Source organism: Vibrio sp. V31_P5A7T61 (assembly GCF_009904895.1).
In the GTDB taxonomy this organism is placed as follows: domain Bacteria; phylum Pseudomonadota; class Gammaproteobacteria; order Enterobacterales; family Vibrionaceae; genus Vibrio; species Vibrio metschnikovii.
The window spans coordinates 1-25,693 of sequence record NZ_WXWI01000029.1 but is presented as its reverse complement, the minus strand read 5'-3'; the positions used below and the strand labels follow the sequence as shown (position 1 = coordinate 25,693).

At 44.2% G+C, this 25,693-nt stretch carries 23 protein-coding genes; 14 read left to right on the top strand and 9 right to left on the bottom strand.

Going from position 1 to position 25,693, the window contains the following annotated elements:
* Positions 1 to 28 precede the first annotated feature (28 nt).
* Positions 29 to 1,045, bottom strand: coding sequence for a GGDEF domain-containing protein (locus CAG58_RS06375; protein ID WP_004397006.1), 1,017 nt, complete (start codon positions 1,043 to 1,045; stop codon positions 29 to 31).
* 101 nt (positions 1,046 to 1,146) lie between these two features.
* On the bottom strand, positions 1,147 to 2,073 hold the full coding sequence (locus CAG58_RS06370) for a chemotaxis protein (RefSeq protein ID WP_040905299.1): 927 nt from the start codon (positions 2,071 to 2,073) through the stop codon (positions 1,147 to 1,149).
* A 184-nt stretch (positions 2,074 to 2,257) separates the two neighbouring features.
* On the opposite strand from CAG58_RS06370, the gene ppiC reads away from it, so the two are divergent.
* Together ppiC and ompW are read left to right on the top strand one after the other, a co-directional pair.
* A complete protein-coding gene (gene ppiC, locus CAG58_RS06365; protein WP_072671031.1) occupies positions 2,258 to 2,536 on the top strand; it encodes a peptidylprolyl isomerase PpiC in 279 nt (92 codons plus the stop codon).
* A gap of 323 nt (positions 2,537 to 2,859) precedes the next feature.
* A complete protein-coding gene (ompW, locus tag CAG58_RS06360) occupies positions 2,860 to 3,504 on the top strand; it encodes an outer membrane protein OmpW (protein WP_161425627.1) in 645 nt (214 codons plus the stop codon).
* 88 nt (positions 3,505 to 3,592) lie between these two features.
* Here ompW and CAG58_RS06355 read toward each other — a convergent pair whose 3' ends face one another.
* The 3 genes from CAG58_RS06355 to CAG58_RS06345 all read right to left on the bottom strand — a co-directional run bounded on the left by CAG58_RS06355 (position 3,593) and on the right by CAG58_RS06345 (position 9,758).
* Complete coding sequence (locus CAG58_RS06355; RefSeq protein WP_161425626.1) at positions 3,593 to 5,941, bottom strand: VolA/Pla-1 family phospholipase; 2,349 nt, start codon at positions 5,939 to 5,941, stop codon at positions 3,593 to 3,595.
* A gap of 16 nt (positions 5,942 to 5,957) precedes the next feature.
* Positions 5,958 to 7,190 (bottom strand): outer membrane protein transport protein, encoded by a 1,233-nt coding sequence (locus tag CAG58_RS06350; protein WP_161425625.1) that lies wholly within the window; start codon positions 7,188 to 7,190, stop codon positions 5,958 to 5,960.
* Positions 7,191 to 7,712: 522 nt separating this feature from the next.
* Positions 7,713 to 9,758 (bottom strand): alpha-amylase, encoded by a 2,046-nt coding sequence (locus CAG58_RS06345; protein WP_161425624.1) that lies wholly within the window; start codon positions 9,756 to 9,758, stop codon positions 7,713 to 7,715.
* A gap of 310 nt (positions 9,759 to 10,068) precedes the next feature.
* Here CAG58_RS06345 and CAG58_RS06340 point away from each other — a divergent pair, with 310 nt between their 5' ends.
* Both CAG58_RS06340 and CAG58_RS06335 read left to right on the top strand, forming a co-directional pair.
* Positions 10,069 to 10,611 (top strand): hypothetical protein, encoded by a 543-nt coding sequence (locus CAG58_RS06340; RefSeq protein ID WP_158137063.1) that lies wholly within the window; start codon positions 10,069 to 10,071, stop codon positions 10,609 to 10,611.
* 83 nt (positions 10,612 to 10,694) lie between these two features.
* Positions 10,695 to 11,603, top strand: a complete 909-nt coding sequence (locus CAG58_RS06335) for an aldo/keto reductase (protein ID WP_154170931.1) — start codon at positions 10,695 to 10,697, stop codon at positions 11,601 to 11,603.
* Positions 11,604 to 11,696: 93 nt separating this feature from the next.
* Here CAG58_RS06335 and CAG58_RS06330 read toward each other — a convergent pair whose 3' ends face one another.
* Positions 11,697 to 13,022 carry an anaerobic C4-dicarboxylate transporter gene (locus CAG58_RS06330; protein WP_004397015.1) on the bottom strand — a complete coding sequence of 442 codons (1,326 nt, stop codon included), beginning with the start codon at positions 13,020 to 13,022 and terminating at the stop codon, positions 11,697 to 11,699.
* Between the two features lie 415 nt (positions 13,023 to 13,437).
* Entirely contained in the window at positions 13,438 to 14,277 is an 840-nt protein-coding gene (gene nadE, locus CAG58_RS06325) for an ammonia-dependent NAD(+) synthetase (RefSeq protein ID WP_154170933.1), read from the bottom strand.
* 130 nt (positions 14,278 to 14,407) lie between these two features.
* Here nadE and CAG58_RS06320 point away from each other — a divergent pair, with 130 nt between their 5' ends.
* The gene (locus CAG58_RS06320) at positions 14,408 to 14,923 is read left to right on the top strand and encodes a nicotinate-nicotinamide nucleotide adenylyltransferase (RefSeq protein ID WP_154170934.1); all 516 of its coding nucleotides are present in this window, start codon (positions 14,408 to 14,410) and stop codon (positions 14,921 to 14,923) included.
* Positions 14,924 to 14,956: 33 nt separating this feature from the next.
* Complete coding sequence (locus CAG58_RS06315; RefSeq protein ID WP_161425162.1) at positions 14,957 to 15,430, top strand: hypothetical protein; 474 nt, start codon at positions 14,957 to 14,959, stop codon at positions 15,428 to 15,430.
* A 101-nt stretch (positions 15,431 to 15,531) separates the two neighbouring features.
* Here CAG58_RS06315 and emrD read toward each other — a convergent pair whose 3' ends face one another.
* Positions 15,532 to 16,737 (bottom strand): multidrug efflux MFS transporter EmrD, encoded by a 1,206-nt coding sequence (emrD, locus tag CAG58_RS06310; protein ID WP_161425163.1) that lies wholly within the window; start codon positions 16,735 to 16,737, stop codon positions 15,532 to 15,534.
* A gap of 322 nt (positions 16,738 to 17,059) precedes the next feature.
* On the opposite strand from emrD, the gene CAG58_RS06305 reads away from it, so the two are divergent.
* From CAG58_RS06305 to CAG58_RS06270, 8 genes are all read left to right on the top strand, one after another.
* Positions 17,060 to 17,338, top strand: coding sequence for a hypothetical protein (locus CAG58_RS06305; RefSeq protein WP_161425164.1), 279 nt, complete (start codon positions 17,060 to 17,062; stop codon positions 17,336 to 17,338).
* A gap of 230 nt (positions 17,339 to 17,568) precedes the next feature.
* Positions 17,569 to 18,477: a siderophore ABC transporter substrate-binding protein gene (locus CAG58_RS06300; RefSeq protein ID WP_161426641.1), complete on the top strand. Its 909-nt coding sequence runs from the start codon at positions 17,569 to 17,571 to the stop codon at positions 18,475 to 18,477.
* A gap of 274 nt (positions 18,478 to 18,751) precedes the next feature.
* Positions 18,752 to 19,690 carry an iron chelate uptake ABC transporter permease subunit VctD gene (gene vctD, locus CAG58_RS06295; RefSeq protein WP_158137058.1) on the top strand — a complete coding sequence of 313 codons (939 nt, stop codon included), beginning with the start codon at positions 18,752 to 18,754 and terminating at the stop codon, positions 19,688 to 19,690.
* A complete protein-coding gene (gene vctG, locus CAG58_RS06290; RefSeq protein ID WP_161426640.1) occupies positions 19,680 to 20,630 on the top strand; it encodes an iron chelate uptake ABC transporter permease subunit VctG in 951 nt (316 codons plus the stop codon). Before vctD ends, vctG begins: the two co-directional genes overlap by 11 nt.
* A gap of 6 nt (positions 20,631 to 20,636) precedes the next feature.
* Positions 20,637 to 21,398, top strand: a complete 762-nt coding sequence (gene vctC, locus CAG58_RS06285; RefSeq protein WP_158145122.1) for an iron chelate ABC transporter ATP-binding protein VctC — start codon at positions 20,637 to 20,639, stop codon at positions 21,396 to 21,398.
* Between the two features lie 210 nt (positions 21,399 to 21,608).
* Positions 21,609 to 22,802, top strand: coding sequence for an acetate/propionate family kinase (locus tag CAG58_RS06280; protein ID WP_161426639.1), 1,194 nt, complete (start codon positions 21,609 to 21,611; stop codon positions 22,800 to 22,802).
* Between the two features lie 451 nt (positions 22,803 to 23,253).
* Complete coding sequence (locus tag CAG58_RS06275) at positions 23,254 to 23,808, top strand: hypothetical protein (RefSeq protein ID WP_161426638.1); 555 nt, start codon at positions 23,254 to 23,256, stop codon at positions 23,806 to 23,808.
* Between the two features lie 56 nt (positions 23,809 to 23,864).
* A complete protein-coding gene (locus CAG58_RS06270; RefSeq protein WP_161426637.1) occupies positions 23,865 to 24,029 on the top strand; it encodes a hypothetical protein in 165 nt (54 codons plus the stop codon).
* A gap of 241 nt (positions 24,030 to 24,270) precedes the next feature.
* On the opposite strand, the gene CAG58_RS06265 is transcribed toward CAG58_RS06270, so the two are convergent.
* Complete coding sequence (locus CAG58_RS06265) at positions 24,271 to 25,602, bottom strand: IS4 family transposase (protein WP_161425024.1); 1,332 nt, start codon at positions 25,600 to 25,602, stop codon at positions 24,271 to 24,273.
* Positions 25,603 to 25,693 lie beyond the last annotated feature (91 nt).

The window sequence follows — 25,693 nt, the reverse complement described above, 5'->3', positions numbered from 1 at the left end:
CTGCTTTTATGGACTCTCGATGGCGATTTTAGAGTGGCATTACTCGGTTACGGCCAAGATTTTTGGCCTGATAGAGCATTTTATCGGCCCGATCAACTAAAGTATCAGCGGCTTCCAAACTTTGATATTCGGCGACGCCAAAAGAGGCAGTAATATTACCAATTTGTTGACCTGATCGGCGATCGCGAACAGAAAGCTTTTCAATTGATCGACGTACCGATTCCGCGAATTGACGAGCACTACGTAAAGTCATGTTAGGCAGCAGAATAACAAATTCTTCACCACCAAAACGGTAGGCCGTCATCGCTTCGCGGCAATTACCTTGGATGCGTTTGGCAATCGCTCTTAATACTGAATCACCAAACAGGTGACCGAAATCATCGTTATAACTTTTGAAATGGTCGATATCTAACAAAATAATGCTTAGCGCTTGTTGAGCATGAAGCATGGCCAGTAGATCGTTATTAAAAGCGCGTCGATTATATAACCCACAGAGTGGATCAAAGAGCGCGTCTTTCTGTACTTCTGCCAATTGACTTCTCAGCTTAGAGATTTCATCGCAAGCGGTTTTGAGCTGATTGTTTAAAAAGCGGGTCGAATGGCGAATGTCACGTGACTCACTGACTAGCTGTCGAATAACGCCCATGACTTCCTCTAAAGAAAGATCTTCTTTCTCTACCCGTTCTAAATCGCAAAAGCTTTTATCGATAATGGCTTCAAAAGCTCGTGTATCCGTCATGGTATCAGACATTGAGCTGGCGACTTCACTGGCTAAAATTTCCATATTCGCGCGCAGTTCACTGACGGTCGTTTCTGCTTTAGAAGCGATGAAATTTTTGTATAACAGGTCGCCAGAACTGGGCGGACATAAGCCAAAATGCGCTAAAACGGAATCCATTTCTTGATTTAACTGCGGGATAGCATGATCGACATAAGTATACCAAAGCGCGTAGTTAGCAGGCGTGGCGGCAACATGATGCTTCATCATCAGAGGAACCGCTTTTTTAAGGTTGGCAGTGGATTTTTTAAAAACTTCATCAGGCATGGGGTTACCGGCACTAAGCGCTAATCAATTCTATGGGCTAAGCGTAGCGGATTTTTGCTCATTTTGCTGCAAAAATCCGCCGATCTTGCTGTTATCGTGGATTACATTGAGAGGGATGACGAGCGTTGCGATTCAAGTTTTTTCGCGCCTCTGAGCATCGCTTCAATAAGTTCAGTGGCGTTAAATTTTTCTAATGCCTCGTGTGCGCCAACTTGATGAGCGCGGTCGACACAAATTTCACTCGACAATGAGGTGTGCAAAATACAATAAGCGTGACTTAAGCGAGAATCGTTTTGTACCTCAAAAGCCAGCTCATAGCCATCAAGCCCGGGCATTTCAATATCACTAACTAAAAGGTCAATCGCATTATGCTCATCAGCTAGGCGGCGCATTAGTTCAATAGCCTCCAACCCATTTTTACAAATTTGGTAAGGAATGTTGATTCTATCTAGCGCATCGGCCAGTTGTTTACGGGCAATTGATGAGTCATCAACCAGTAAAATATTCAGTGGTTTAAGCCGCTCACGTTCAATATCGGTCAGCATCGGCACTTTGGTGGATTCGTATTGTGGGTAGATTTTTGAGAGCAGCAGTTCGACATCCAGTAGTTGAACAATACGATCTTGATAGCGAGTGATCCCGGTAACAAAGACATTATTGCCCGCTGTCACTGGTGCAGATTCAATCGATCGCCAATTACATTCGATGATCTTTTCAATGCCGCGTACCATAAAGGCAACCACAGTGCGCAGGCAGTCGGTGACAATCAAATAACACTGTTTATATTCTTGAGGAGTAATCGGTCTAAATCCAATGGCTGCGGCCATATCAATCACTGGTACCGTTAGATTACGTATCGTCACCGTTCCCACCACATGATGATGAGAATACGGGATTTGCGTCATCGGTAAATAGGGGACAATTTCCCTTACTTTTAACGTTCCAATAGCAAACAGCTGTTGCTGTGAGTTGAGGGTAAACATCAACATCCCTTGCGACTGATTTGCTTTACTGACGGTTTTGGCCATAACACACTACTCAAAAATAAACACACTACACCCTCTATAGTAACTGAAAATTGCTGCTTCGTAACGCTATTGAGCTATTTTTAGCAGTTAAAGCTTCTTGACGAGCGATGAATATCGAAAAGATGCATTAGGTTACGGCTTTGGTTAAAATAAGCAGCTTTATTATTAGATCGAGTATTTCCCTATGGCGAAAACAGCCGCTGCATTGCACATTTTAGTCAAGCACAAAGAGCAAGCTGATGAATTACTACAGCAATTAAAAAAAGGCGCTAAATTTCAAACCTTAGCCAAAAAGCATTCACTTTGCCCATCGGGTAAGCGTGGTGGTGATTTAGGCGAGTTTCGCCAAGGACAAATGGTTCCTGCCTTTGATAAAGCGTGCTTTCAGGGTGAAATTTTGACGCCGCAATTAGTGAAAACCAAGTTTGGTTGGCATGTAATAAAAGTACTTTACCGTACCTAGTGTTGTAGTGAACTGTTCTTTTCTACTGAAGCTGCCGCGCTGCGGTAGCTTCTTTCGAGCCAAGTCTATTGTTTCCATACTCATGATGACTGACTCAATCAACATCGCCGAATGGGCTTACGGTTAGCTTGCTTTTTGCGTGGCACGCCTAGTTTGCATTAGATGATTGTGTTGCTTGAGTATTTATTGTGACAAAGTTTACAGATTTTCATCTTTTTAACCAAAAAAATTCACAAATTGATTTCCATCAAAATAGTGTGGTTTTTATATGCTACTGTGCGCGCCAACAAAAAGAATAATTAGCCCAACAAAAGGAAAGTAGCATGAAAAAAACAGTCTGTGGATTAGCTGTCCTTACCGCTTTAGCTTCAACTTCAGTGCTTGCTCATCAGCAAGGGGATATTTTGGTGCGTGCGGGTATCGCTAGCGTGGTACCTAACGATAGCAGTGATAAAATTCTTGGTTCGCAAAATGAACTGTCGGTGAACAGTAATACTCAGCTGGGCTTAACGCTCGGCTATATGTTGACGGATAATTTCAGTATTGAGTTATTAGCCGCAACGCCTTTCTCGCATAAGATCTCGACCGATCTTAGCGGTTTAGGGGATATCGGTAAAACTAAGCATTTACCACCGACGGTGATGGTTCAGTACTATTTTGGTGAAGCGGGCAGCACGTGGCGTCCTTATGTTGGCGCAGGCCTTAACTACACCAATTTCTTTGATGAAAAATTTAATGATACTGGAAAAACAGCCGGGCTTAGTGATTTAAAACTGGATGATTCTTGGGGTCTAGCGGCCAATGTTGGTGTCGACTATATGCTCGATGATAACTGGTTCTTTAACGCATCAGTTTGGTACGCCAATATTGAAACCACAGCAAAATATAAAGCGGGTGTTGATGCCCAATCCACTGACGTGAAAATTAATCCTTGGGTATTTATGATCTCTGGCGGTTATAAGTTCTAAAAGATTGACTTGATAACGCTCAGCAATAATAAAGGCAGGAAACCCTGCCTTTATTGTTTTCTATATTACCGCTGTGCGCTTTGGTTGATTAGTGCAATACGGTTTCTGGAATCGCCCCATTCAATTGGTTATGAATTAAAAAATCAATGGTTTGTTTTTGCATTTGACCATGGTGAAGTGCATCAGACCCATCATCATTCTGTGGGGCAATAAAGGTTGAGTGCTTAGCTGTAGCATTATACTGAATAAATACTTTTTTATTCTCTGTTACGCTAGGACTGTTTTTATTAACCCATTCTAATCCAAGTAAGCTCGCCACTGGCTCTGTACCAGCAAATGGCAGTATGCCTGCTTCTTTGGTGACATTCGGCACCGTATTATCATTGTGAACTTGAGTCAGCAATAACGGCGTTTTGATACCTAAGGCTAGATTCGCCATTGGATCTATGCTGTCGAGCACCGATTGAGCAGCAAAACTAAACTGAGCAAACAGTGCGTTTAATTGTGCTTTTTGTGGCTCAGCCGCAAGTTCTTCAAACAGATCGTAGCACGCCGCGTCTGTTTGCCCAATGCAGTATGTGTCTGCAAACCCCTTATACTGAGCAGAAGTCAGCGCTAAGTTATGTTTGATTTGTGGTGCAAAGGCGTTTGAACCAAACAGAAGCGGCGCGATCCGACCCCCAGAGTTATGGATTGCTGCGGCGCTAAAGCGGTAGAGAGCATTCGCTTGAGGATTACCTAAATCTTGCTCACTCGCTGCCAGTGCCGACAGCCCGACAATACCACCTAATGAATGACCGAGCAGTTTAATTTGTGAGCCTGTTGCAACATTGACATCCTTAAGCGGTGAGTCAGTGAAAGTTGATTGTGACAGGGTTAGCGCAGCGCGCAGCGCCAGCACGTCCAAAATACTTTGACGCACGTTATCACGGGCCACGGGTAAGTTAGCTAAATTTAAATAGGCCAGCACATTGGTATTGGCTGAGCGCTGCTCGTCTAAACTGCGCTCTCCGTGCAGTGGCATATCAATCGTAATCACCGCTAAACCCGCTTGAGCAAGGCGAAAGGCAAACGCGTAAGCATTTTCTTTGGCTGAGGTAATGCCGTGCTGATAAATCACCACATTTTTAACTTCGCCCGTTTTTGGAGTAAAAAGTAAAAACGGCACGGTTTGCAGTGATTTAATACTTGGCAGCGGTGAATAGCGGGTGATCAAACGCTCGCTGTCTAATCGGCTGTCATCGGTTTTCGTGAGCTCAAGACCAACTAATTTCATCTGCTGTTCTTGACTGGTTGCAAGCTCGGCAAGGTCAATACCAGCGCCCATCAATTGCGCGGTAAGATTAGCCTGCTCAACAGGGTCTTTTAACGCTGCTGATATTTTCGCTAGGCTGGGGGAAGCGGCGCTAAACGCTTGTGTGTTCCAATTTGCGCCGGTTTCAAGGTAGTAAGGCAGAGTCACCGCGCCATGAGTGACGTTAACCGATTGACCGGTATCAGTGACGGACTGATCATAAGCTGCAATGAGTAGGTTCTTGGGAGCCTTGATATATTGTTCAAAAGCCTTATCTGCGTTAAGCGCTTCAGCAAAAGGCTTGGGATCTTCAAAGGTCATTTGATAAGCATCATTTTGATGGACAAATGTTTGCTGCCAAACCGCTAATGGGTTTCCTTGCCCCGCGCCGAAGGCCGTTGCGGCAGCTACAGCATTTAAAGTATCGCCCACTGATTGGGTACTAAACCAAGTGCTGTATACGATCTGTGCGGCATCAACACCGGTTGCGCTAAACAGGGCTTCCGTACCATGAGTGATTTTCTGTAATTGTGCTAATTGCCCTTGGCTATAAATTCGCTGCTTAGATTTAAGGGTCGCATAGCTACTCGAGGTGCCGATTGGCTCGCCTTGTGCGTCTTCTACTTCACTGGTGATGGCTAAAATATAGTTGCTCGCGGGGTTTAATGGCTTAGTTGGGTAAATGGCAATCTTATTGGTCGCAGCATCGCTAAAGGCGACAAAGTCAACACTAGCTTTTGGTTGTGGGCTGCCAGTCATCGAATCTGTCAGTTCAACTAGATAAACACCGTCTGTGATGGCGCCAGTAGCCAAATTGCCGCCAGTAAAATCCAGATACAGTGGCATAGTGGTTGACCAGCCATCGAGCTGATTCATGGCAACCCGTGGATTACTGGGCGAGTTGTCACCATCAGTAGGTAAGTTTAAAGTACCATCTTGCGGGTTCATCAACGCATACGATGGCAGTGGTACCGAAGGGTTCGCGCCGCTTAACTGAAATTTAATCTGTGTTTCGCGAGTTAATGCCTCGGCAATATGTGGCTCATAGCTAATGGTGGGTTCGCCAGAGCTTTGCATGTCATCGCCACATCCCGCTAACCAGAGAGCTGAGCAGAGCAGGGAAATTTTAAGTAGTTTTTTCATGGGGTTCTTAACCTATTTAGAACTGGTAATTGAGCTGGATGGCACTGATATAGGCATTGGCTTTGGTGTTGAAATTTAAGCTCTGGCCTGCGGCGTTGGTTTCGGTGAAGTTACCTTCCTTGCTTCTTACTAATGCAAAGCCCGCATCTAGGGTCATGGCATCATTCAAGGTGTAAGTAAAACCGGCTGAATACCAGTAGCGGTCACTATCTGGAATACTCAAGGTGGCTTTACCCGCTTGTTCATCAAATGCTAAACCAGCGCGCAGTGTCCAATCGCTATTAAGGCGATAGGTAGTGCCAAGGGACCAGCGGCCGTTGTCTTTATAGTCTTCTGGTTTTTGGAAGCAGACACCGTCTTTACACTCTGCTGAAGTGGCTTTGAGCTCTTTGAATGAACGCCATCCGGTGCGTTGATAGCCATAGTGAATCGCCCATTGGTCATTGAGTTGATGAAAGGCGGATATTTCCCAAATTTCCGGTAGATCAAGTTTTAAGCGGCCGACGACTTCGGGCTTGCTAGCTGCGCCAGAGTTATAGCTAGAAAAGGTACCATCATCGAAATCGAGTTTGACCTGTGAGCGGTAGGAAAACCCAAAGCGGTGATTTTCGTTCACTGAGTAAAGTGCGCCAATATTCCAGCCATAACCTAAGGTATCGCCTTCCATAGAGATCAGCTTATCACTTGGTTGACCACCTAAAGTGGGCGCTAAGCCACCTTGGTGACGATTGAGCTCTGCATGGGCATAAACAAGATTAATCCCAGCGCCCAAACTAAGATGTTGATTGACTTTGTACGCTAGGCTCGGGTTGAGGTTAACCGAAATCAACGCAGTGTCGCCTGCCATGTCACCAGCATAAATGTCGGTTGGGTAATCGGTTGCTACACCATAGGTAGTGAAAAGGCCGATTCCCCAGCTCCACTGTTCATTAATTGGGCTTAAATAATAAGCCGCTGGAACTACTTGGAGAGGAGCGATATCCGACATTTTTTGTTGATTGCTCAGATCATAAACATCAACTTCAGGATCGATGATACTCAGGGCGCCAGAAAATTGCGCACGTTCAAAACGAGTCATGGCCGCTGGATTGCGTGCTAGCACACTGGCGTTATCTGCCACCGCGCCTTCACCAGAAAAAGCTCGGCCAAGACCGGAGGCGGAATGCTCGGCAACTTGAAAGCCAGCGCTGTATACTGAGCTGCTGGCTATAACGGCAAGTGCAACCAGAGTTCGGGGAAAGGTTTTCATTCTCGTGTTCCTAAGTGTGTATTATCGCCCAAAATAAGGTGAGGTAGCGTCAATTGAGGTGAAGTGGTTGATTCACTCGTCTAAGCTAGTGTGCGGGTGAATCAACCATTTGACCGATGATTAGCCACTTCTTATTTAGTCGGCATAGTATTATTGCAGCCCTTTTTACTTGAAGTTGCAGCGGTGTAGGCTTCGATGCGTTCACCATAATCAAACGGTGTATTTATGTTCATCAGGTTTTACTTACGGGGTACCTAGCTGAAACTTCAGGCCGTTCAGATCTGTAACATCAAAAAACTAATGTTAAAAATTTGTTTTAAAAATGTCAAATGTTTGGTTTTATTAGTGTGAGGGGCGGATTATAAAAGTACATTTCATCAATGTCTTATAGAAATTTTGTGGTTGTACCAGTAGGAGATTGAGCGTTAGGCTAAGATTTTGTTTGAAATGACCAGAAAAAAGCAGTTTAAGCTGCTGTTTATTAGAGACTAAACAGCAGCTTGGTGGGTTTTAAAAACAGAGTTATTGGCCGACAAAGGCGACGACGACGCGATTATTGTCTAACGTACGTGAAAAGACGTAAGCATTGTCTTGTGGGATTGGTTGATGAACTCCTGCACCAATTGCAGGGTTATTTTGGCGAAATTGGCCTAAGGTTTGCCAGTGTTGCAGTAAGGCTGCGCGATCGTTATCCCACTGCCAGTTCATTGAAGAGCGAGTCCCTTGATGAAAATCATCCGCATAAGGACCGACTTCGCGAGCGACTTCATCACCATAGTAAACTTGGATTGCTCCTGGAGTGAGCAGTAGAACATTCGCGGCATTACGCTGCATCTCAAGTGATTTAAAGCGCCCAAAAAATAGTTCCGTGTCATGAGATGACATATAACTGACCGGATTAAAATCAGCATGTTTGGCGAGGGTTTGCGAATAGGCTTGGTACACATCCTCCATGGTGCTTAAACAAGCGGCGCCGCGGTCCATTCTTTTTTGTAAATCGAAGTTGATCAGCGCATCGAAACCATCATCAAAATACGGGCTACGATAAGCGCTATGCGCCCAAACTTCGCCCATCATCCAGAACGGTTCACCTTGTTTACCCTGTTTGGCGCGCCATTCATCAAGGCGTTGGCTAGCGGTTGATTTCAGGCGTTGCCATACTTCCCCTTCGACATGTTTAACGGTATCAATGCGATAGCCATCAATACCAAAACGTTTTACCCAATCGGTTTGCCACTCAATCAGATAATCAGTGACGGTATAATTGTCGCGTGCTTGGACTCGCGTCCCCGGATTATTGATTAGCCATTGAGGCGGCGTGACAGGCACGTCAGCTTCAGTGAGAAAATCAGGCAATCCCGCTAACGTTAAGGTAAGATCGCTTGATCCCGGCGCTGGATAACCCGGCAGCCCGGCACGTACCCAATCTTTACCCCACCATTGCTGCCAATTTGAGTTTTGATAATCAATATATTGATGAAAACTGTGCCACGTTTCGCCAGTTTTTGGCGTCCAATCGCTCCATTTTTCAGGCAGAGTGCTAGATTTGACAACGTCAATGCTATCGAACTGCAAATCCGCTAAAGTCGCGTAGCCAGTATGGTTGAGTACCGCATCGAGTAGGACTCTTATGCCTCGCTTATGGGCTTCTGCCACTAAGGTGGCGAGATCTTCATCGGTGCCGAAGTTTTCGTCGATTTTAGTGAAATCTCGCGTCCAATAACCGTGATAGGCATAAAAAGGAAAGGAGCCACTGTCTCCTCCACCAATAAAGCCATGTACTTGCTCTACGATCGGAGATAGCCAAATCGCATCCGTTCCAAGGCTTTTAATATGATCGAGCTTTTTAATTACCCCTTTGAGATCGCCGCCATGAAAGGTACCAATTTCTTGTTGGCCATCTTTTTTACGGCCATAACTGTGATCGTTACTCGGATCACCGTTATAAAAACGGTCAACCATAACAAAATAGATATTGGCATTACGGTAAGTGAAAGGCTGTGGCTCACTCTTTAGCGGAGCAAGCAGAATAAGTCCTCCACTGGTTGGGGAGGGTGTTAAAGAGACCTGCCCGTTGTTGACCGTAACGATTTGACCGCTCATCGCGTCTTTTAATTCGGTGCCTTCAGCAAAACTATCGGCTAAGGTCAAGGTAACCTCTCCACCTTGATATTGCTCACAAACGACCGAAGGTAGCGGGCGTTGAAATTCGGTTTGTTTCGCTGTGGTTGGCTGACGAACAAAGGCAAGGGTTTTATGTTGGTCATCAAAACTGAACGCATAATCACCAGTAAAGCGGATATTCAGTGGTAATTCTGTCACGGCACCACAGTTAAGCTTGATGGGAGTATTAAAACGAACGGCTTGTTCACTGTCAGCGTGACAGTCGCCCTCAATACCACTGATTTTTAGCGTGTAGTTATCCTTGGCTAATGGTATGACTAACGGCGTTGTCGCGCTGAGTGGGAAATCTCGACTATTGGTGGTAGTCGAAATGGTGATATTGGGTGAGGCCAGTACCGCTGGTGCGGCTAGCATCATTGCGTAGGTTAGCGTGTGCAGTTTCATTCTTTTTATTCCTTGAATGATGATATCCCCTGCCAATGGCAATTCACCGCTGTCGTAGCCAGAGGTAGAAAGGCGAGGAAGAGAGTAAACCGAATTTCATCCTTAACCATAAGTGGTCGGGTATCGCTTGACATCATTCTTGCTGACTACGCCCTAAAAGTTTGATGCAGTTCACTGCTTGGCCTTTGGGGGCGTAGAGTCTAAGGCGCTTGTTGCTGAGATTAAGAATCGGCATGATGTGGTTGTGAAAAGAGAGGTATGCTCTCTTTCGTTTGTACTTTTGTACTAGAGCTGGCCGAGGAAACATACGATGGGTAAATGGCTATTATGGTTTGGTTTATTTAGCCTACCTGCTCAAGCCGTACATGAAGATTTTTTGTTACCGTTTCTCAACCCCAATCACGCTCTACCGACCTTGTCTGAATGGCAAGAAAGTCACCAGTGGTTAGAGTGCGCTGAGGAGAGTGATCAGCTGCGATGGTGCAGTGATGAATTTTATTATTACTCAACATTAGTTTGGGCAAGCATCCGTTTTATGAACGAACAGCCAGTCATGTTAGTCTTACATCTGACCTATTCGGCTCATGACTGGAGTCAATTGCAATTAGCGCTGCGCCGAGATGGCTTTCAAGTTGATCGCGTCCAGATCGCTGAGGCTATTTTTTCCGTTGATGATCAACGGAACGATAAAACCAGCTCTGACGTTGATCGCCAGTTAATCTTATTTCTTAACCATCATGCTCATCGTTTTCCGAAGCGGCAGCAGTGGTCGATGTCTGGACGGCACGTTGAGTTATTGACCGATGGTAAGGATATTGAAGTGCGTTGGTTAACCGTGATCGATAATGATTAATTTTAACCGCTTGCTTATCGGAAGTGGCGTAGCAAGTTTCGTCTATAAAATTAAATAGAGAGCAAGATAAAGGAGTAAAAACAATGATTGAGAAAGTCACGATGGCTTCCCAAGGCCCAGAATTTTCTGAGCTAGTGCAAGGGTACTGGCGTCTTGGGGAATGGAACATGACGCCGCAAGCTCGTTTAACATTCATTAAGCAGCATCTTGAATTAGGTATTAGTACCGTTGATCATGCTGATATCTATGGTAATTATCAATGTGAACGTTTATTTGGTGAGGCTTTGGCTCTTGAACCAGCTTTACGTGACCAACTGCAAATCATTACTAAGTGCGACATTAAATTGTGCGGCGACAGTTATCCTTCGCAAAAAATAAATCATTATGACACCAGTTCAGCGCACCTTTATCAGTCGGTCAATCATTCATTACAACGTCTCGGTGTTAATGAAATTGATGTGTTATTGCTTCACCGACCAGATGCATTGATGAATGCCGATGAAGTAGCCGAAGTGTTCTCTGATTTACATAAAGTTGGCAAGGTCAAACATTTTGGCGTATCGAACTTTTCTCCAGCTCAATTTGACTTATTACAATCACGCTTATCTAAGCCTTTGATTACCAACCAAGTTGAGATTAATCCGCTGAATATTCAAGTTGCGCATGATGGTACTTTGGATCAATTGCAACGTTTACGGACCAGACCGATGGCGTGGTCATGTTTAGCCGGTGGTCAATTGTTTAACGGACAGAGTGAGCAAATTGCCCGAGTACGTCAGGTACTTGAAGAAATACGCGACGAGATTGGCGCACAGAGTATCGATCAAGTGGTGTATGCTTGGGTGCGTTGTTTACCCTCTAACCCAGTGGTGATCCTCGGTTCCGGCAATATCCAGCGTACACAAGCTGCGGTTGAGGCATTATCACTAACGTTAACCCGCGAACAATGGTACCGAGTTTGGGTGGCATCCAAAGGTCATAACGTTCCGTGATCTTAATTGATTAACCTTGTGTAATGACCAAAAGACCAGCCGCATCGAGCGTAAACGATGCGGCTGGTTATTATCAGCTGAGTGGATTAGTGATTAACCAATCACAATTTGTCCGAGCACATAGCCCACACAACACGCACTGATCACGCCCACTAAACCGGGAGCCATGAATGAGTGGTTAAAATACCATTTGCCGATCTTGGTGGTCCCCGTCATATCAAAGTTGACGGTAGCGATATCAGAAGGGTAGTTCGGAATAAAGAAGTAACCGTACAGCGCAGGCATTAACCCGATCAATAACGCAGGTTCGAGTCCCAGTGCTACACCGACCGGTAGCATCATCTTCGCAACGACCGCTTGTGAGTTCACCACAACCGACACAATAAATAATGCCAGTGCGAAGGTCCAAGGATAGGCGTTCACCATATCAATGATTCCTGAGCGAAATTGTGGCATCGCATATTGAAAATAGGTGTCCGACATCCAAGCAATACCAAAAATGGCAATCGCAGCCACCATCCCCGATTTGAAGACGACGCCTTCTGGTACGGTTTTCGGATTAACTTTAGCGACTAATAAAATAATACCGCCAAAACAAAGCATCATCATTTGAATCACGGTCGCCATATCAATCGCCTTATTACCCGAAATCATTCTGACTTCAGGGAACATGGCGATCAAAACAATGATCACAATCGAGAGAATAAAGAGCATGACAGAATTCTTTGCCGCGGCTGGGAGGACTTCATCTAATGATGTGGCGGTTGTGCTAAGAATTTTCTCTTTGAAGATAGGATCTTTTAGGCGTTCTTGATAGTCCTGATCTTGCTCGAGCTCTTTACCTCTACGCATGCTGTAGAGCGACATCAACACGGTTCCAAATAACGTCGCAGGTACCGATACCATCAAAATAGATAACAGCGTGATGTTGTGATTAATTGTCGATAGCTCTGCAAGATAGTAAACAACAGCGGCAGAAATGGGCGAAGCCGTAATGGCGATTTGTGAAGCAACGGAAGCGGCGGCCATCGGACGTTCGGGACGAATACCATTTTTTAATGCGACATCGCCAATGATCGGCATAATCGAGTAAACCGCATGACCCGTTCCAAGCAGAAAAGTCATGGTGTAGGTGACTAAAGGAGCAATCATGGTGACTTGCTTTGGGTTACGGCGTAACAACTTCTCGGCAACTTGCAGCATGTATTTTAAGCCACCCGCCGCTTCTAGGATCGACGCACAAGTGACCACGGCTAAAATGATCAGCATGACCGTTACCGGAGGGGAGGTCGGCGGCATTTTAAAAATAAAGACTTCCACCACCAAGCCAATGCCTGAGACAACACCAAGGCCTATCCCACCATAACGGGAACCAATGTATAACACTATTAATAGGAATAAGAATTCCAAATACAACATACTAACCTGACCTTATCATTAAAATTGGGTATCCCAATTCACTCGGATAGCGTGTCTAGAAATGCTCGGTATTTCATCTCTATCTTGCTGTTCAAGTGAGCCGGGTGAATATTCTGTGACTGAGACGATTTATTGCTCAATAAGTTGAATATCTTGGCGTAATTAACGGATTAACCAGCGTATTTTCTGATTTCATCCACAAAAAGTATGAAGTGAAGTTCACACATATTTACATTTTAAAAATGGAAGTGACTTATTGTGATCTTTGTCCCATTAAAATCCGAAAAAGTTAATCTTTTTAAGGTGTTAATGTAGCCAAAGTGTAGTTTTTAACGCTGAAAGCAAGAAAAAGCCGAGCGGAGGCTCGGCTGTTTTTAGGCAACGGAAGGTGAATCCGAATCATGCACCACGCTGGTTACAATGATTCGTCATAAATGGTTGGGATCGGCTGTCGTTTATGTTGAGTGACTTGATAGATATGAATCAAACGTTCAGCCACATAACGAGGGACGGGTTTACCTTCTAAAAAATCATCAATTTGTTGATAAGTGAGATTAAGCGCGTCTTCATCGGCTTTTTGTGGAGCTAGCTCTTCTAAATCAGCCGTAGGGACTTTATTAACTAATACTTCAGGTGCACCCAGTGTGGCGGCCAGTAAGCGCACTTGGCGCTTATTGAGGCCAAATAGCGGCGCTAAATCACAGGCACCATCACCATACTTGGTGTAAAAGCCAGTAATATTTTCCGCAGAATGGTCGGTACCCAGTACCAAGCCACCAACATAGCCAGCGATTTCATATTGAGCAATCATACGTGCCCGCGCTTTGACATTGCCTTTGACAAAATCGACTTTGGCTTGATCATTAGGCAATAAGCCAGTGTTGGCGAGTGCTTGATGCGAAGCTGCATGTAAACCATCGACGCCCGCTTTAATGTTGACCGAAACCGCATGAGTGGGTTGAATAAACGATAAAGCTAACTGAGCTTCTTGCTCATCTTTTTGTTCACCATAAGGTAGGCGAACGGCAATAAATTGGTAAGCTTGCGTTTGTTGTTCTTGATTGAGTTGATCAACGGCGAGCTGTGCAAGGCGGCCACACGTGGTTGAATCGACACCGCCACTGATCCCAAGGACTAACGATTGACAGCCAGACGTTAAAAGTTTGCGTTTAATAAATGTGACGCGTCGTTCAATTTCAAAGTGAGGATCAATGCTAGGTTGTACGCGCATTTCTTGTCGAATGATGTGTTCCATAAGATTTCCTTTCTGGCTTGCTAAACCGAGGTGGCTAAGGCTCGCATAATGAGGTGACTTAGGTATATCATACCGCAAACATGAAATTAGAAAACCGTGAATACGGGCTGAGTCTTGAATTGAGGAAACGATGCAAAAAGTGGCCGTCTTTGGTAGTGCGTTTAATCCACCGTCACTAGGGCATAAACATGTCCTTGAGTCGCTGAGCCATTTTGATCGCGTATTATTAATCCCCAGCATTAGCCATGCTTGGGGTAAAACCATGCTGGATTACACATTACGCTGTCGTTTAGTCGACGCTTTTATTAAAGACTTGGCTACCAGCCATATCGAGTTGTTGGCGATAGAGCAAGCGTTATGGCAACCGGATCAGAGCGTGACAACCTATGCTCTGTTGACGCATTTACAGAGCCAATGGCCTGATGCTGAACTGACATTTGTGATTGGTCCAGATAACTTCTTTCGTTTCCACGAGTTTTATCGAGCAGAAGAAATTGTGCAGCATTGGTCGGTGATGGTCTGCCCAGAAAAAGTGAACATTCGTAGTACCCATATTCGTCAGGCTATCGCCGCGAGGGAAGATATCCAAGACCTAACCACTCCGAGTGTTGCCGCGCTCCTTGAACAACTTCAGGTTTATCGCTAATCGTATGCAAAATGCACAAAGAGTCATCGCCAAATGATGCAGCCAGTAGTGTGGGGATGGTTGATGTTATCCAGCTCGGTAATGGACTGTTCGCCTTACGATGGCGTTGAGCAATCTTTATCAATCCGTTCGGTTATTTTTAGCCATCAAACGGTGTGTGATGAGTGGCGAGAAGCTAATTATACTGGGCTGACTTTGTCGGTGAATCGATTAGAGAACCCGGATGACTACTGGACGGGATGGCTTGCAAGTAGTGTGATCAAGGCCGATCCGATGGTCAGTTCTAATTATCTGCAAGGTTATTTTGGCGTTAGTGTCTGGATGCCTGACGAGCTTGCTGAGCAAGAAGCGGAAATGACTTTAGAGGAGTGGCTAAAAAATCACGGTGTGGCGTTCAGTTTGGCTTATGGCGATAAGAGAAACGGCTTACCTCGTTTACGTCTCGACTATCGTTGGCATGAAATGTCGCAAACCGATTGGTTTTTACAGCTTGAAATCCCTTTTTAATCCTGAAAAATTAATCACAAAGCAGCAGGGGCGTATTGATTACGCCCCTGGTTTGTTTGAGGTTGTATTCAAACAACCTCAAATCGAAAGAACATGGTCTATCAAATTGGTAGTGGCATTGACTGTGACGGATCTTGCGGCTTGTAGACTCGCTTTAAACCCAGTATCGCCAGCATGGACATCAATAACATAATAATCCCCAGAGGAAGCTGGTTAGTCGTAGGAAACAAAGAGGCGGTTAGCGTGGCTAAGCCCGCGCCTAAGTTTTGCATTCCGCCTAATATCGCACCACCAGTACCAGCATGGTAAGGCAGCGGATTGAGCGCTCCGGTTGTCGCCGCTGGGAACAAAATGCCCGCACCGAGAAAATACACCGTTGCGCCACCAATGAGTGTTAATGCGGTCGTTTGGTCAAATAGACCAGGGATAAGGACAATCATTGAGCCACAAAAAATCGCCATTAGACCGACACGCAACGCTTGTTTTTCACTGTATTTTTGCGCGACGACGCTAGATAACCAAGCACCAGCTAAGTAACCCGGAATGGGCGTGACAAACAATAAGCTAACGGTCGTCGCTGGCAGAGCTAAGACGCCACCCAATAATACGCCTGCAGCCGCTTCAAAGACCGCTAAACCAGCGAAGGTCGCGACTAAGCAGATTAAGTAACCTTGAAAGCGGTGATCCGACATCACAAACTGATAACTGCGCATCACAGGTTCTTTTCTGCGGTTCGCTTTCGGTAAGGTCTCTACTAGGCTAGTCAGCATTGTAATCAGCACTGCAATTGCAAATAGCGATAAAAACAGATAGCTAGATCGCCAGCCAAACGCTTCGGTTAAGTAGCCACCCAATACTGGCGCAATCAGTGGTGAGAAAATCAAACACATACTGATCAAGCTGTTGGCTTGATGAAGTTTACTGCCGGTAAAACAGTCACGGGTGAGTGTACGGCACATCGCGCCACCACAGCCAATACCAAGACCTTGAATAAAGCTACCAGCTAAAAACCAGTGGTACTGATGAGCGAATAATGCCATCAAAGTCCCGAAAATATAAATAATCAATCCGACAATGATGATCGGTTTTCGGCCTAAGCGGTCAGACAGTGGCCCATAAGCAAACTGTGATAGACCATAGGGAATCAAATAACACGCCATCACGGCTTGTAGCGCTGATGGAGAAACTAAAAACTCTCCAGCCATATGACCAATAGATGGGACATACATGGTTTGTGTCATTTGACCTACTGCCGCTAAAATTGCGATCAAGAAAGTCAATTTGACTAATGGAAATGTTGCCGACATTACGTTCTCCACCTAACAACATTAAAGCGTGAGGATTGATATCAAGGATGAATAAAAACAACCAGCAAACCAGTGTTTACGGCGCGTGATATTAGTCATCAGTATACGGTTAATCAATCAAAAAGTGATGAAGCTAGCACGATATAATTCTATACTTATGATTAGATAAACTAATCCGAATTGATGGTGCTAACTTAACCTATTATTGGATGATATGAATTAATGCCACGTTAATGATAAGGTTTTTTTAGGCTGGCTATTGCTTTCGGTCTTTGGAATCTCTACATTATTTAAATGAGAATCAATATCATATGTGGTGTTTATGTTAGCGTGGTTAGCAACGGTGGTTTTTTTAGTTGGGATGGGGATGAAAGTGGCGGTTTCGTCACGTTGGCTCATTAGTGTGATTGGCGTGGTCACCTTATTATCGTGGTTTGCATGGTTCGATATACGTTTGGTTTGTCTCGGGATATTTATTTCAGCCCCTTTTATTGTTCGTTTCACCCGTCAGCATACGGCGAAGTTATGTTTTTTACTGTGTGTATTGGGATCGACGCTTGCTAGCCTACTGATCACCTTATTGACTCTTCGTCCAGTATAACTGCGGTTGATTTTCTCAATCGATTGATAGAGCATTTTAATTGTCTTTTATCATCAATAATATGAATGACAGACGATGGTCAATATTGTGCTTAAAGGATTTTAGCGTTCAATCTTAACCAAATCGGACGATGGCTATTGCGAGGGAAAACAGAACTGGTTATAGTTCTCGACACTAATGCGAATGCTTATCAAAATATATCGCAGTCATTTTCGCCAGTAAGGAATCGTATGAAATCAATAATCAGTTGGGCAGCGTTGGGCTTGCTCACTTCAATGTCAGTCCACGCCGCCAATGTGACCATTGAGCATCAAATGGGTAAAACCACCTTACCGCAAAATCCTCAACGTGTGGTGGTCATTGGTGTTGGCCCATTAGACGCTGTTGATTATTTTGGAATTAATCCTGTCGCCGTCTCAAAAGTCGCCGAATTGCCGGATTATTTAGCCAAATACCGAGGAGACGATTACGCTCCTGCAGGTTCGTTATTTGAGCCTGATTTTGAGCGTATTTTTATGCAAAAACCGGATGTGATCATTACTGGTCCGCGCGCTGCACGAACGGCTTATGATGAATTGAATAAAATTGCGCCAACCGTAGTATTTGCGGTGGATGATAACCAACCGTATTGGCAGAGCACTCAAGCTCAGTGGCGCAATTTAGGTAAAATTTTTGCTATTGAAGATAAAGTTGAAGAAAAAATTGCCCAGTTAGATAAAAAGTTCGCTGAAGTTAACGCTTACAATCAACAGCATCACGCACAAGCGATGACGGTAATGAGTTCTGGTGGCAATATTACCACCTTTGGCGCTAATTCCCGCTTTGCTGCGATTTATAAAGATTTTGGATTCAGTGAAGCCGCACAGGTCAAGCAAACGGCTAACCATGGTAATTTAGTTTCTTACGAATACATTCGTCAAAACAACCCTCAAACGCTGTTTATTATCGACCGCGATAAGTTGGTCAATAAAGGACAAAGCCATACCCGTGATGAATTTGAAAATCCGTTGATTAAAGCGACCGATGCCTATAAGCAAGATCGGATGGTATTTTTAGATTTGAATGCTTGGTACTTATCGATTGCTGGTGTGACCGCGACCGAGCAGATGCTAAGTGATATGCAAGTTAGCCTTCATTAATTCTATCGGTTTTCTGTGTGAGACTGCTGTCTTGTTAATGTTTAATAATCGTCATTAGCCAGCGGTTTCACATGGTTTACATTAGTTCACTAGCAGACTTGGTTGATGCTCTGAGTCTGTTAGCGCTCTTAGATAACTATCATCAACCAATCGTTATTGAAGCTTGTGGATTAACGAAACTGGTTTTCTCTAATCATCATAAGATTGATGCTCTAGGCTTTGCTTACCTTCTTGCTAGATTTGATTTCATTTTTGTCGTTATTTGAGGTTAACTTTGAAAAAGTTATTACTCGTGCTCCTATTACTGAGTTTAGTTTCCTTGTTCGTTGGTGTGGGACAACTGTCTTTTTCTGCGTTGATGCAAGGGGATGAAGTGGCTTGGCAATTGTTGTTGACGAGCCGTATACCGCGTTTATTGGCCGTACTTTTAGCCGGTGGTGGATTGAGCATTGCTGGTCTTATCATGCAGCAAATTAGTCAAAACCGTTTTGCTGCGCCTTCAACGTCCGGCACGATCGAATGTGCGATGCTTGGCTACGTGCTGAGCTTAGTGATTTTTGGTCATGGCGAGAGCTTATTACTGATTTTCTCGACGGCGATGATCGGTACCTTGATGTTTGTGCAACTGATCCAACGTATTCAATTTAAGAATGTGGTGTTTGTTCCGCTGATTGGGATTATTTTTGGCAGTGTTGTTCAATCTGCCGCGACTTTTATCGCTTATCGTTACGACGCATTACAAAACTTATCGGGTTGGGCGGTGGCTAATTTTGCTAATTTACTGAGTGGTGACTTCGAGCTGCTGTATATTGCGATTCCGGTCGCTATGTTGAGCTATTTATATGCCGCAAGAATATCCGCTGTTGGGATGGGTAAAGATTTTGCGATTAATCTCGGTCTTAATTATCAACAAGTGCTCACTCTCGGTGTGTGTTTGGTTTCCATTATGGCGGCATCGGTAGTGATGATCGTTGGACAATTGCCCTTTTTAGGACTGATCGTCCCTAATCTAGTCAGTTATTTTTATGGCGATAACCTGCGTAAAAATATTCCACGCACTGCGCTGTTTGGCGCTTCCCTCGTTCTACTCTGCGACATTATCAGTCGTGTGCTGATTTTTCCTTATGAAATACCGATTTCGATGATCATCAGTATTATTGGCGGCATTGCGTTTATCGTGCTGATTTTGAGAGGTCCTCAGCATGCAAGATAAACATAAAACGATATTGATGATGGTACTGGCGTTATTATTTGCCGTTCTGTTTATTAGCGTTGGCCTTAACGCCGATAACTATCAGTATTTTTTGTCTCGTCGGATCCCTAAAGTGTTAGCGATTGTGGTAGCTGCTATTGCTATTGCTCAATCCTCTTTAGCTTTTCAAACCATTACTCACAATAGAATTTTGACGCCGAGTATCATGGGGTTTGACGCCTTGTACCTTTTGGTGCAAGTGTTAGTAGTGGTTTTATTTGGCAGCTTCAGCGTGATTATGCTCAATAGCTATTTAAATTTTGCGTTATCGGTTGCTGCTATGCTGGTTTTTTCGAGCTTGCTTTTCACTTTCTATTTTCGCCGTCAGCGCAATAACATTATTGTTCTTTTGTTGTTGGGGGTTATTTTAGGTCAGCTATTTTCGAACTTTTCCTCATTTTTCATTATGTTGATGGATCCAAATGACTTTGCGGCGATACAAGCCAAAATGTTTGCCAGTTTCAATAATGTTAACGTGAAATTGGTTTATGCCGTATCACCGCTATTACTTGTGGTGAGTTATTTACTGTTCCGTATGCATCGTACGCTCGATGTTTTTTGGCTCGATAATGATAATGCGATCAGCCTCGGCGTTGATGTCAAGCGCACCACGCGTGATGTGATGTTGCTGAGTGCCGTGTTGGTTTCTATTTCGACGGCTTTAGTGGGGCCGGTAATGTTTTTCGGTTTGCTGGTGACCAATTTAACTCGTGAATGGTTACGCTCTTATCAGCATCGTGTGCTGCTGATCGCCTGCTCTGCTATGTCGGTCGTCGCGCTTCTAGGCGGTCAATGGATAGTAGAAAACGTATTCTCATTCGGGACTACCTTGAGCGTGATCATTAACTTCATTGGTGGGATTTATTTCCTCTCTCTTCTCTTGCGTAATAAAGTGGTGTAGCCCGTTATGATTCAATTAGACAAACTGACCAAGTATTTCGGCTCTCAAGCTGTGGTTCATCAAGCGAGCGCGCAATTTTCGAAAGGCCAGGTGACCTCAATTATTGGTCCGAATGGGGCAGGCAAGAGCACTTTGTTATCAATGGCAAGCCGCTTAATGTCACGTGATGAAGGTAAAGTTTGGATTGAAAGCCGTGAATTGGTGGATTGGGATACCAAAAGCCTCGCCAAAAAATTGTCCGTTTTACGTCAAGCCAACAACCTGACCATGCGCTTTACTGTGCGTGAGTTGGTTGCTTTTGGACGTTTTCCACATTCTCAAGGTAAGCTCACGGTAGAGGATAACGCGATCATTGATCAAGCGATTGCCTATCTTGATATTAAAAGCATGGAGCATAAATACCTTGATGAATTGAGCGGTGGTCAACGCCAGCTGGCGTTTATCGCGATGGTCATGGCTCAAGATACCGATTGTGTTTTCTTGGATGAACCGCTGAATAACTTGGATATCAAACACTCACTGCAGATTATGGAAACGATCCGCCGTCTTGCGCATGATCTAAACAAAGCGGTCGTGGTGGTCATTCACGATATCAATTTTGCTTCCTGTTATTCCGATCGGATTATTGCTCTAAAAAAGGGAATGGTAGTCGCCAGTGGTTCGGTGGAAGAGGTGATCCAAGCTTCGGTACTAGAAGACATTTACGAAACGCCTTTTCGAGTCTTAGAGCTGGAAGGGAAACGAATGTGTCTTTATCACACTGCATAAGGTGATGGCCTTATCAAGGCCAATAAGGGCGGAGAAATATTTCTCGCTAGAAAAGAATAGATTATTTGTTACAGATCAATAAAAGAAGCGGCTTAACTGAGCAAAACAACAAAACAAAAGTTGAAAGATTCAAAAATTATTGAATAATGGGTGGCACGAAAAAAGAGAAGCGCAGGCTTCAAACTCATAGTCGAATACAGGATACTCCCCATGTCGAACTCGTATGTGTTGGTTATTAACTCTGGTAGCTCATCACTGAAATTTGCGGTTATTGATTCTAATACGGGTGATGCCGTATTGAGTGGTCTCGGTGAATGCTTTGGGCTGGATGATGCTCGAATGAGCTGGAAATGTAACGGAGAAAAAGCCAGTTGCACCATTCAAGGTGAAAATAACCACCATCAGTTAGCGGTAGAAAAACTGGTTGAGTTAGTCAAAACTTACGGTCTTATCGATGAGGTGGTGGCGATAGGACACCGCGTCGTTCATGGCGGTGAAAAGTTCACAAAAACCGTTAAGTTAGATGAGAAAATTGTACAAGAAGTCGAAGCGTTGAGTGATTTAGCTCCGCTGCATAACAAAGCTCATGCGATTGGTATGCGGGCAGCGATGCATGCTTTTCCTGAGCTGCCACAGTTTGCGGTTTTTGATACCGCCTTCCACCAAACGATGCCACCGAAGGCTTACACCGGTGGTATTGCTAAATCGCTTTATACCGAATTTGGTATTCGCCGATATGGTTTTCATGGTACCAGTCATTACTTCGTCAGCCGTGAAGCGGCCAAAATGCTCAATAAGTCCATTGAACAAAGCAGTTTTATCTCGGTGCATTTAGGTAATGGTGCATCCGTTTGTGCGATTAAAGATGGTCAAAGTGTCGATACCAGTATGGGCTTTACCCCCTTATCTGGTTTGATGATGGGCACTCGATGCGGTGATCTTGACCCTGGGATCATCGAATTCTTGTTGAAAAAAGGGTGGACGCAAGAGCAGGTATTTAACTCATTAAATAAAGCGTCTGGTTTCCTTGGTGTGTCCGGTTTAACCAGTGATGCGCGTGGTATTCTCGAAGCGATGGATCAAGGCCACGAAGGCGCGACGTTAGCCTTCCAAGTGTTTACTTACCGCGTGGCTAAATACATCGCTTCTTATCTTGCTGCCCTAGATTCTTTAGATGGAATTATTTTTACCGGTGGTATTGGTGAAAATGCCCTGCCTATCCGCCGTGAAATCTTACGCAATTTAAAAATTCTTGGTTTTGTGGAAGATGAGCAAGGTAATGAGCAGGCTCGTTTTGGTAATGCAGGGATTATTGCAAGATCAGAACCATTAGGAGCAGTAGCCCTTGTTGTGCCTACTAATGAAGAATTTGTAATTGCTCAGCAGTCGATTGAATTACTGTAATTAATAGTAAAAAAGATAGTAAAAAGCGAGCTTCGTGCTCGCTTTTTTTGATTCTGCTGTTGGATAGACCATCGCTAAGCACGCGAATGGTGACACATCTATTGCTCACTACATGACTTCCGCACTTTATTTTTGTTGCCCCAAGTTAGCGAGGTTAGCGTTAGCTTATTTATGCCCCGAAATCATCTAAAGCAAAAGCTCATACACATTCTGTTAATGTACATTTTCCCTACAAAAAGTTATCTGAATGCGGCTGTTTGAGACATTATACTTCCCTGCCTAGTCTAACCCCTCAATATTTCCACTAATCTGTTTACAAATTGAAGTGATAAATGAAAGGCGGTATTGCGTGATCATTAAAAGGTAATTGGTCGTCTAACTATCGTCATATGCCTGAGCACCAAAAGCGTGATAACATCTTCCATCATTCAAGGCAAGCAGGCATATAAGAATGAATAGCCAAGCTATTTCTAATAAGTATCAACAGATTAGACTTGCTGTATTAGCACAGACTCAAAGTGATTTTGAACAATTCGAGCCGGACTTTATTGGCCATATTGATTTAACTGAAATCAATGAAGATGCTCTTCGATCTCAAGATGAGTGGGAAATGCCAGTAAATCGCCAAATAGGATGGAATTGGCGACAAGTACGAGATCAATATCGCAGAGACCATATGGCTAGAGTAGAGCTTGCTGTATGGCATGATGAAGAACTTTGTGGCCTTATGATAGGCAAAGCGAGTGATGGGAAGTTGGTTGTTAAAATCAACTATATTCAAGGCGGTCAAGCTGAGAACCCCTTAAAAGGGTTCATTGTTCCCATTGCTTCACATTGTGCAGAGTTGTTTGCTGTTGCTATTGAAGCTGATTGGATTGGGATTCAAGATCCAATAGATGACGAAGATTTGCTAAACTACTATCGTGAATTAGGCTTTGACGAACGTGATCCATTTGATCCAAGGAACAATGCATTGTTCAAGCGTGTTGTGACAGAAGAAGACTGAGCAGCTTTCCAACTGGATTATAATCGGTTATAGTTATACCAACTAAGGGGGCTATCATGTTGACTGTAGTAACAAACAAAACAAATGATGTGAACGTAGACAAAGCTATCAAGCGTATGCAAGCTCACGCTTCTAATAGTAAGTCATCATTTGCTAAAGCTTTAAAGGTAAAGGCTCCTAAATCTGCTTATGGACGCCTTGCTGGGCCAGCCAAAGCATAAAAGAATTCAAATATTAAGCATCGCAATAGCGGTGCTTTTTTATGCGTGAAAGGCACAGAACGAACGTTTAATGTTGCCACGCCATTATCCCAATGCGTTTAGCTGACGAATTTATGTCCAAAACCCTGACATTAATAGGCATCCAACCAACGAAGAATTTGTAATTGCTCAGCAGTCGATTGAATTACTGTAATTAATAGTAAAAAAGATAGTAAAAAGCGAGCTTCGTGCTTAACTCCTATCACTTAGCGTGTTTGGAACGAACTGGGTAGCGAGTTTTACTCATACGAACGGTCCTGGATTTGGGCCGTTTTTTTCGTTCTGGAAGAATGTAACGCTTTACTCGCTCTCGCATTGCCCTCAACTTTTTAGGGATTGAGCCGGGTGAGGCTATCGCACACCACATCAGTTCATCTTGGATATCTCGAAGTGCCATCATAAAGCTTATTCGAAGAGGTGATACCTTGGCTTCTTTCGCAATGCGGCTGATTTCTAAGCGAACCAGATTGTAAGCAATCAGTATTCCCCATACCTCTTGTTCTACCCCTTCTACAGACTGGCTTCGGAGAAGACGTTCATCCTCTAGCATGTCGTGCTTTATCTCTCCATAACTGCTCTCAATCTCCCAACGTTCGAAGTAGACATCCAACAGGGATTGAAGGTCATATTGGCTATCTGTTAAAGAGGTGAGTACGCCTTTTATATGGGTAGGTTGCTCTGGTTCAGGATATAAGGCCAATCTCGCTTGCCATTTCTCTGGGAGAGTTGGGTCTTGCTTGCGCGCATGTTGTGAAACATCCATTTCGACAATTAAATCTCGTCCCTCCTTGTCTAGTTTCCTAATGACCTCATACTGTGTATTCGATTTTATTGGGGTCATCCAGTGACTAGAGCCATGTTGACGCTGCCAGTTAATCATTAGCTCGGCACTTAAATAACATCGGTCAAAAATTGTGAGGGAGTTAGGCATTGTTGATGAGATCAACTGTTTAGCGTAGCTCACTTCTCCGGTTGAACTAGGGCCAAAAGCGACATCATGGAGTAAGCGGCTGCGAAGAGAACAAAGCGCGCATAGCCGAACAATAGGGTATTCGGTGTGACGATTTTTACTGTGCTTTACGTACTGATAATGCTCTGCAAGCGCCTCGGTATCATGGGTTCTAAATTGAGTTCCATCAACTGAAAACAGTCTTAAACCAAACCATTTATCCTCACTATCTTCGGACTGAGTCCAGTGCTGAGCAGTCATAGTAAATAGCGCTTTTAGTGGCTCTGCCGTGAGACGTTTTCTGGCTTGAGGAATGGCACTTGGCGCAATGGATTCACCTAAAGAGCTGGACAGTTTTAAGTCTAACTTGTCCAAAACGTCAGTAATCGGTCTGTCGCGATATAAGCCAATACCCACTAGCAGCCACACGACCAACTCAGCAGGTAGCTTTCGTCTTCTCATGCTGGCTTTATTCGTTTCATCAAGTGCTTGATTTATCCATTCCAATGGAAGCTCTTTTTGAAAAAGCGCAAGTGAATCAGGAGAAGCGAAGTCATCAACATCAATAAGCCAGTGAGCCAACATAAAAAATACCCTCAAACATGAAATGCTTGAGGGTATTTTCAACCAACCACAGGATCGTTCAACTGATCATTTGCTTAACTGATCGGTGTTA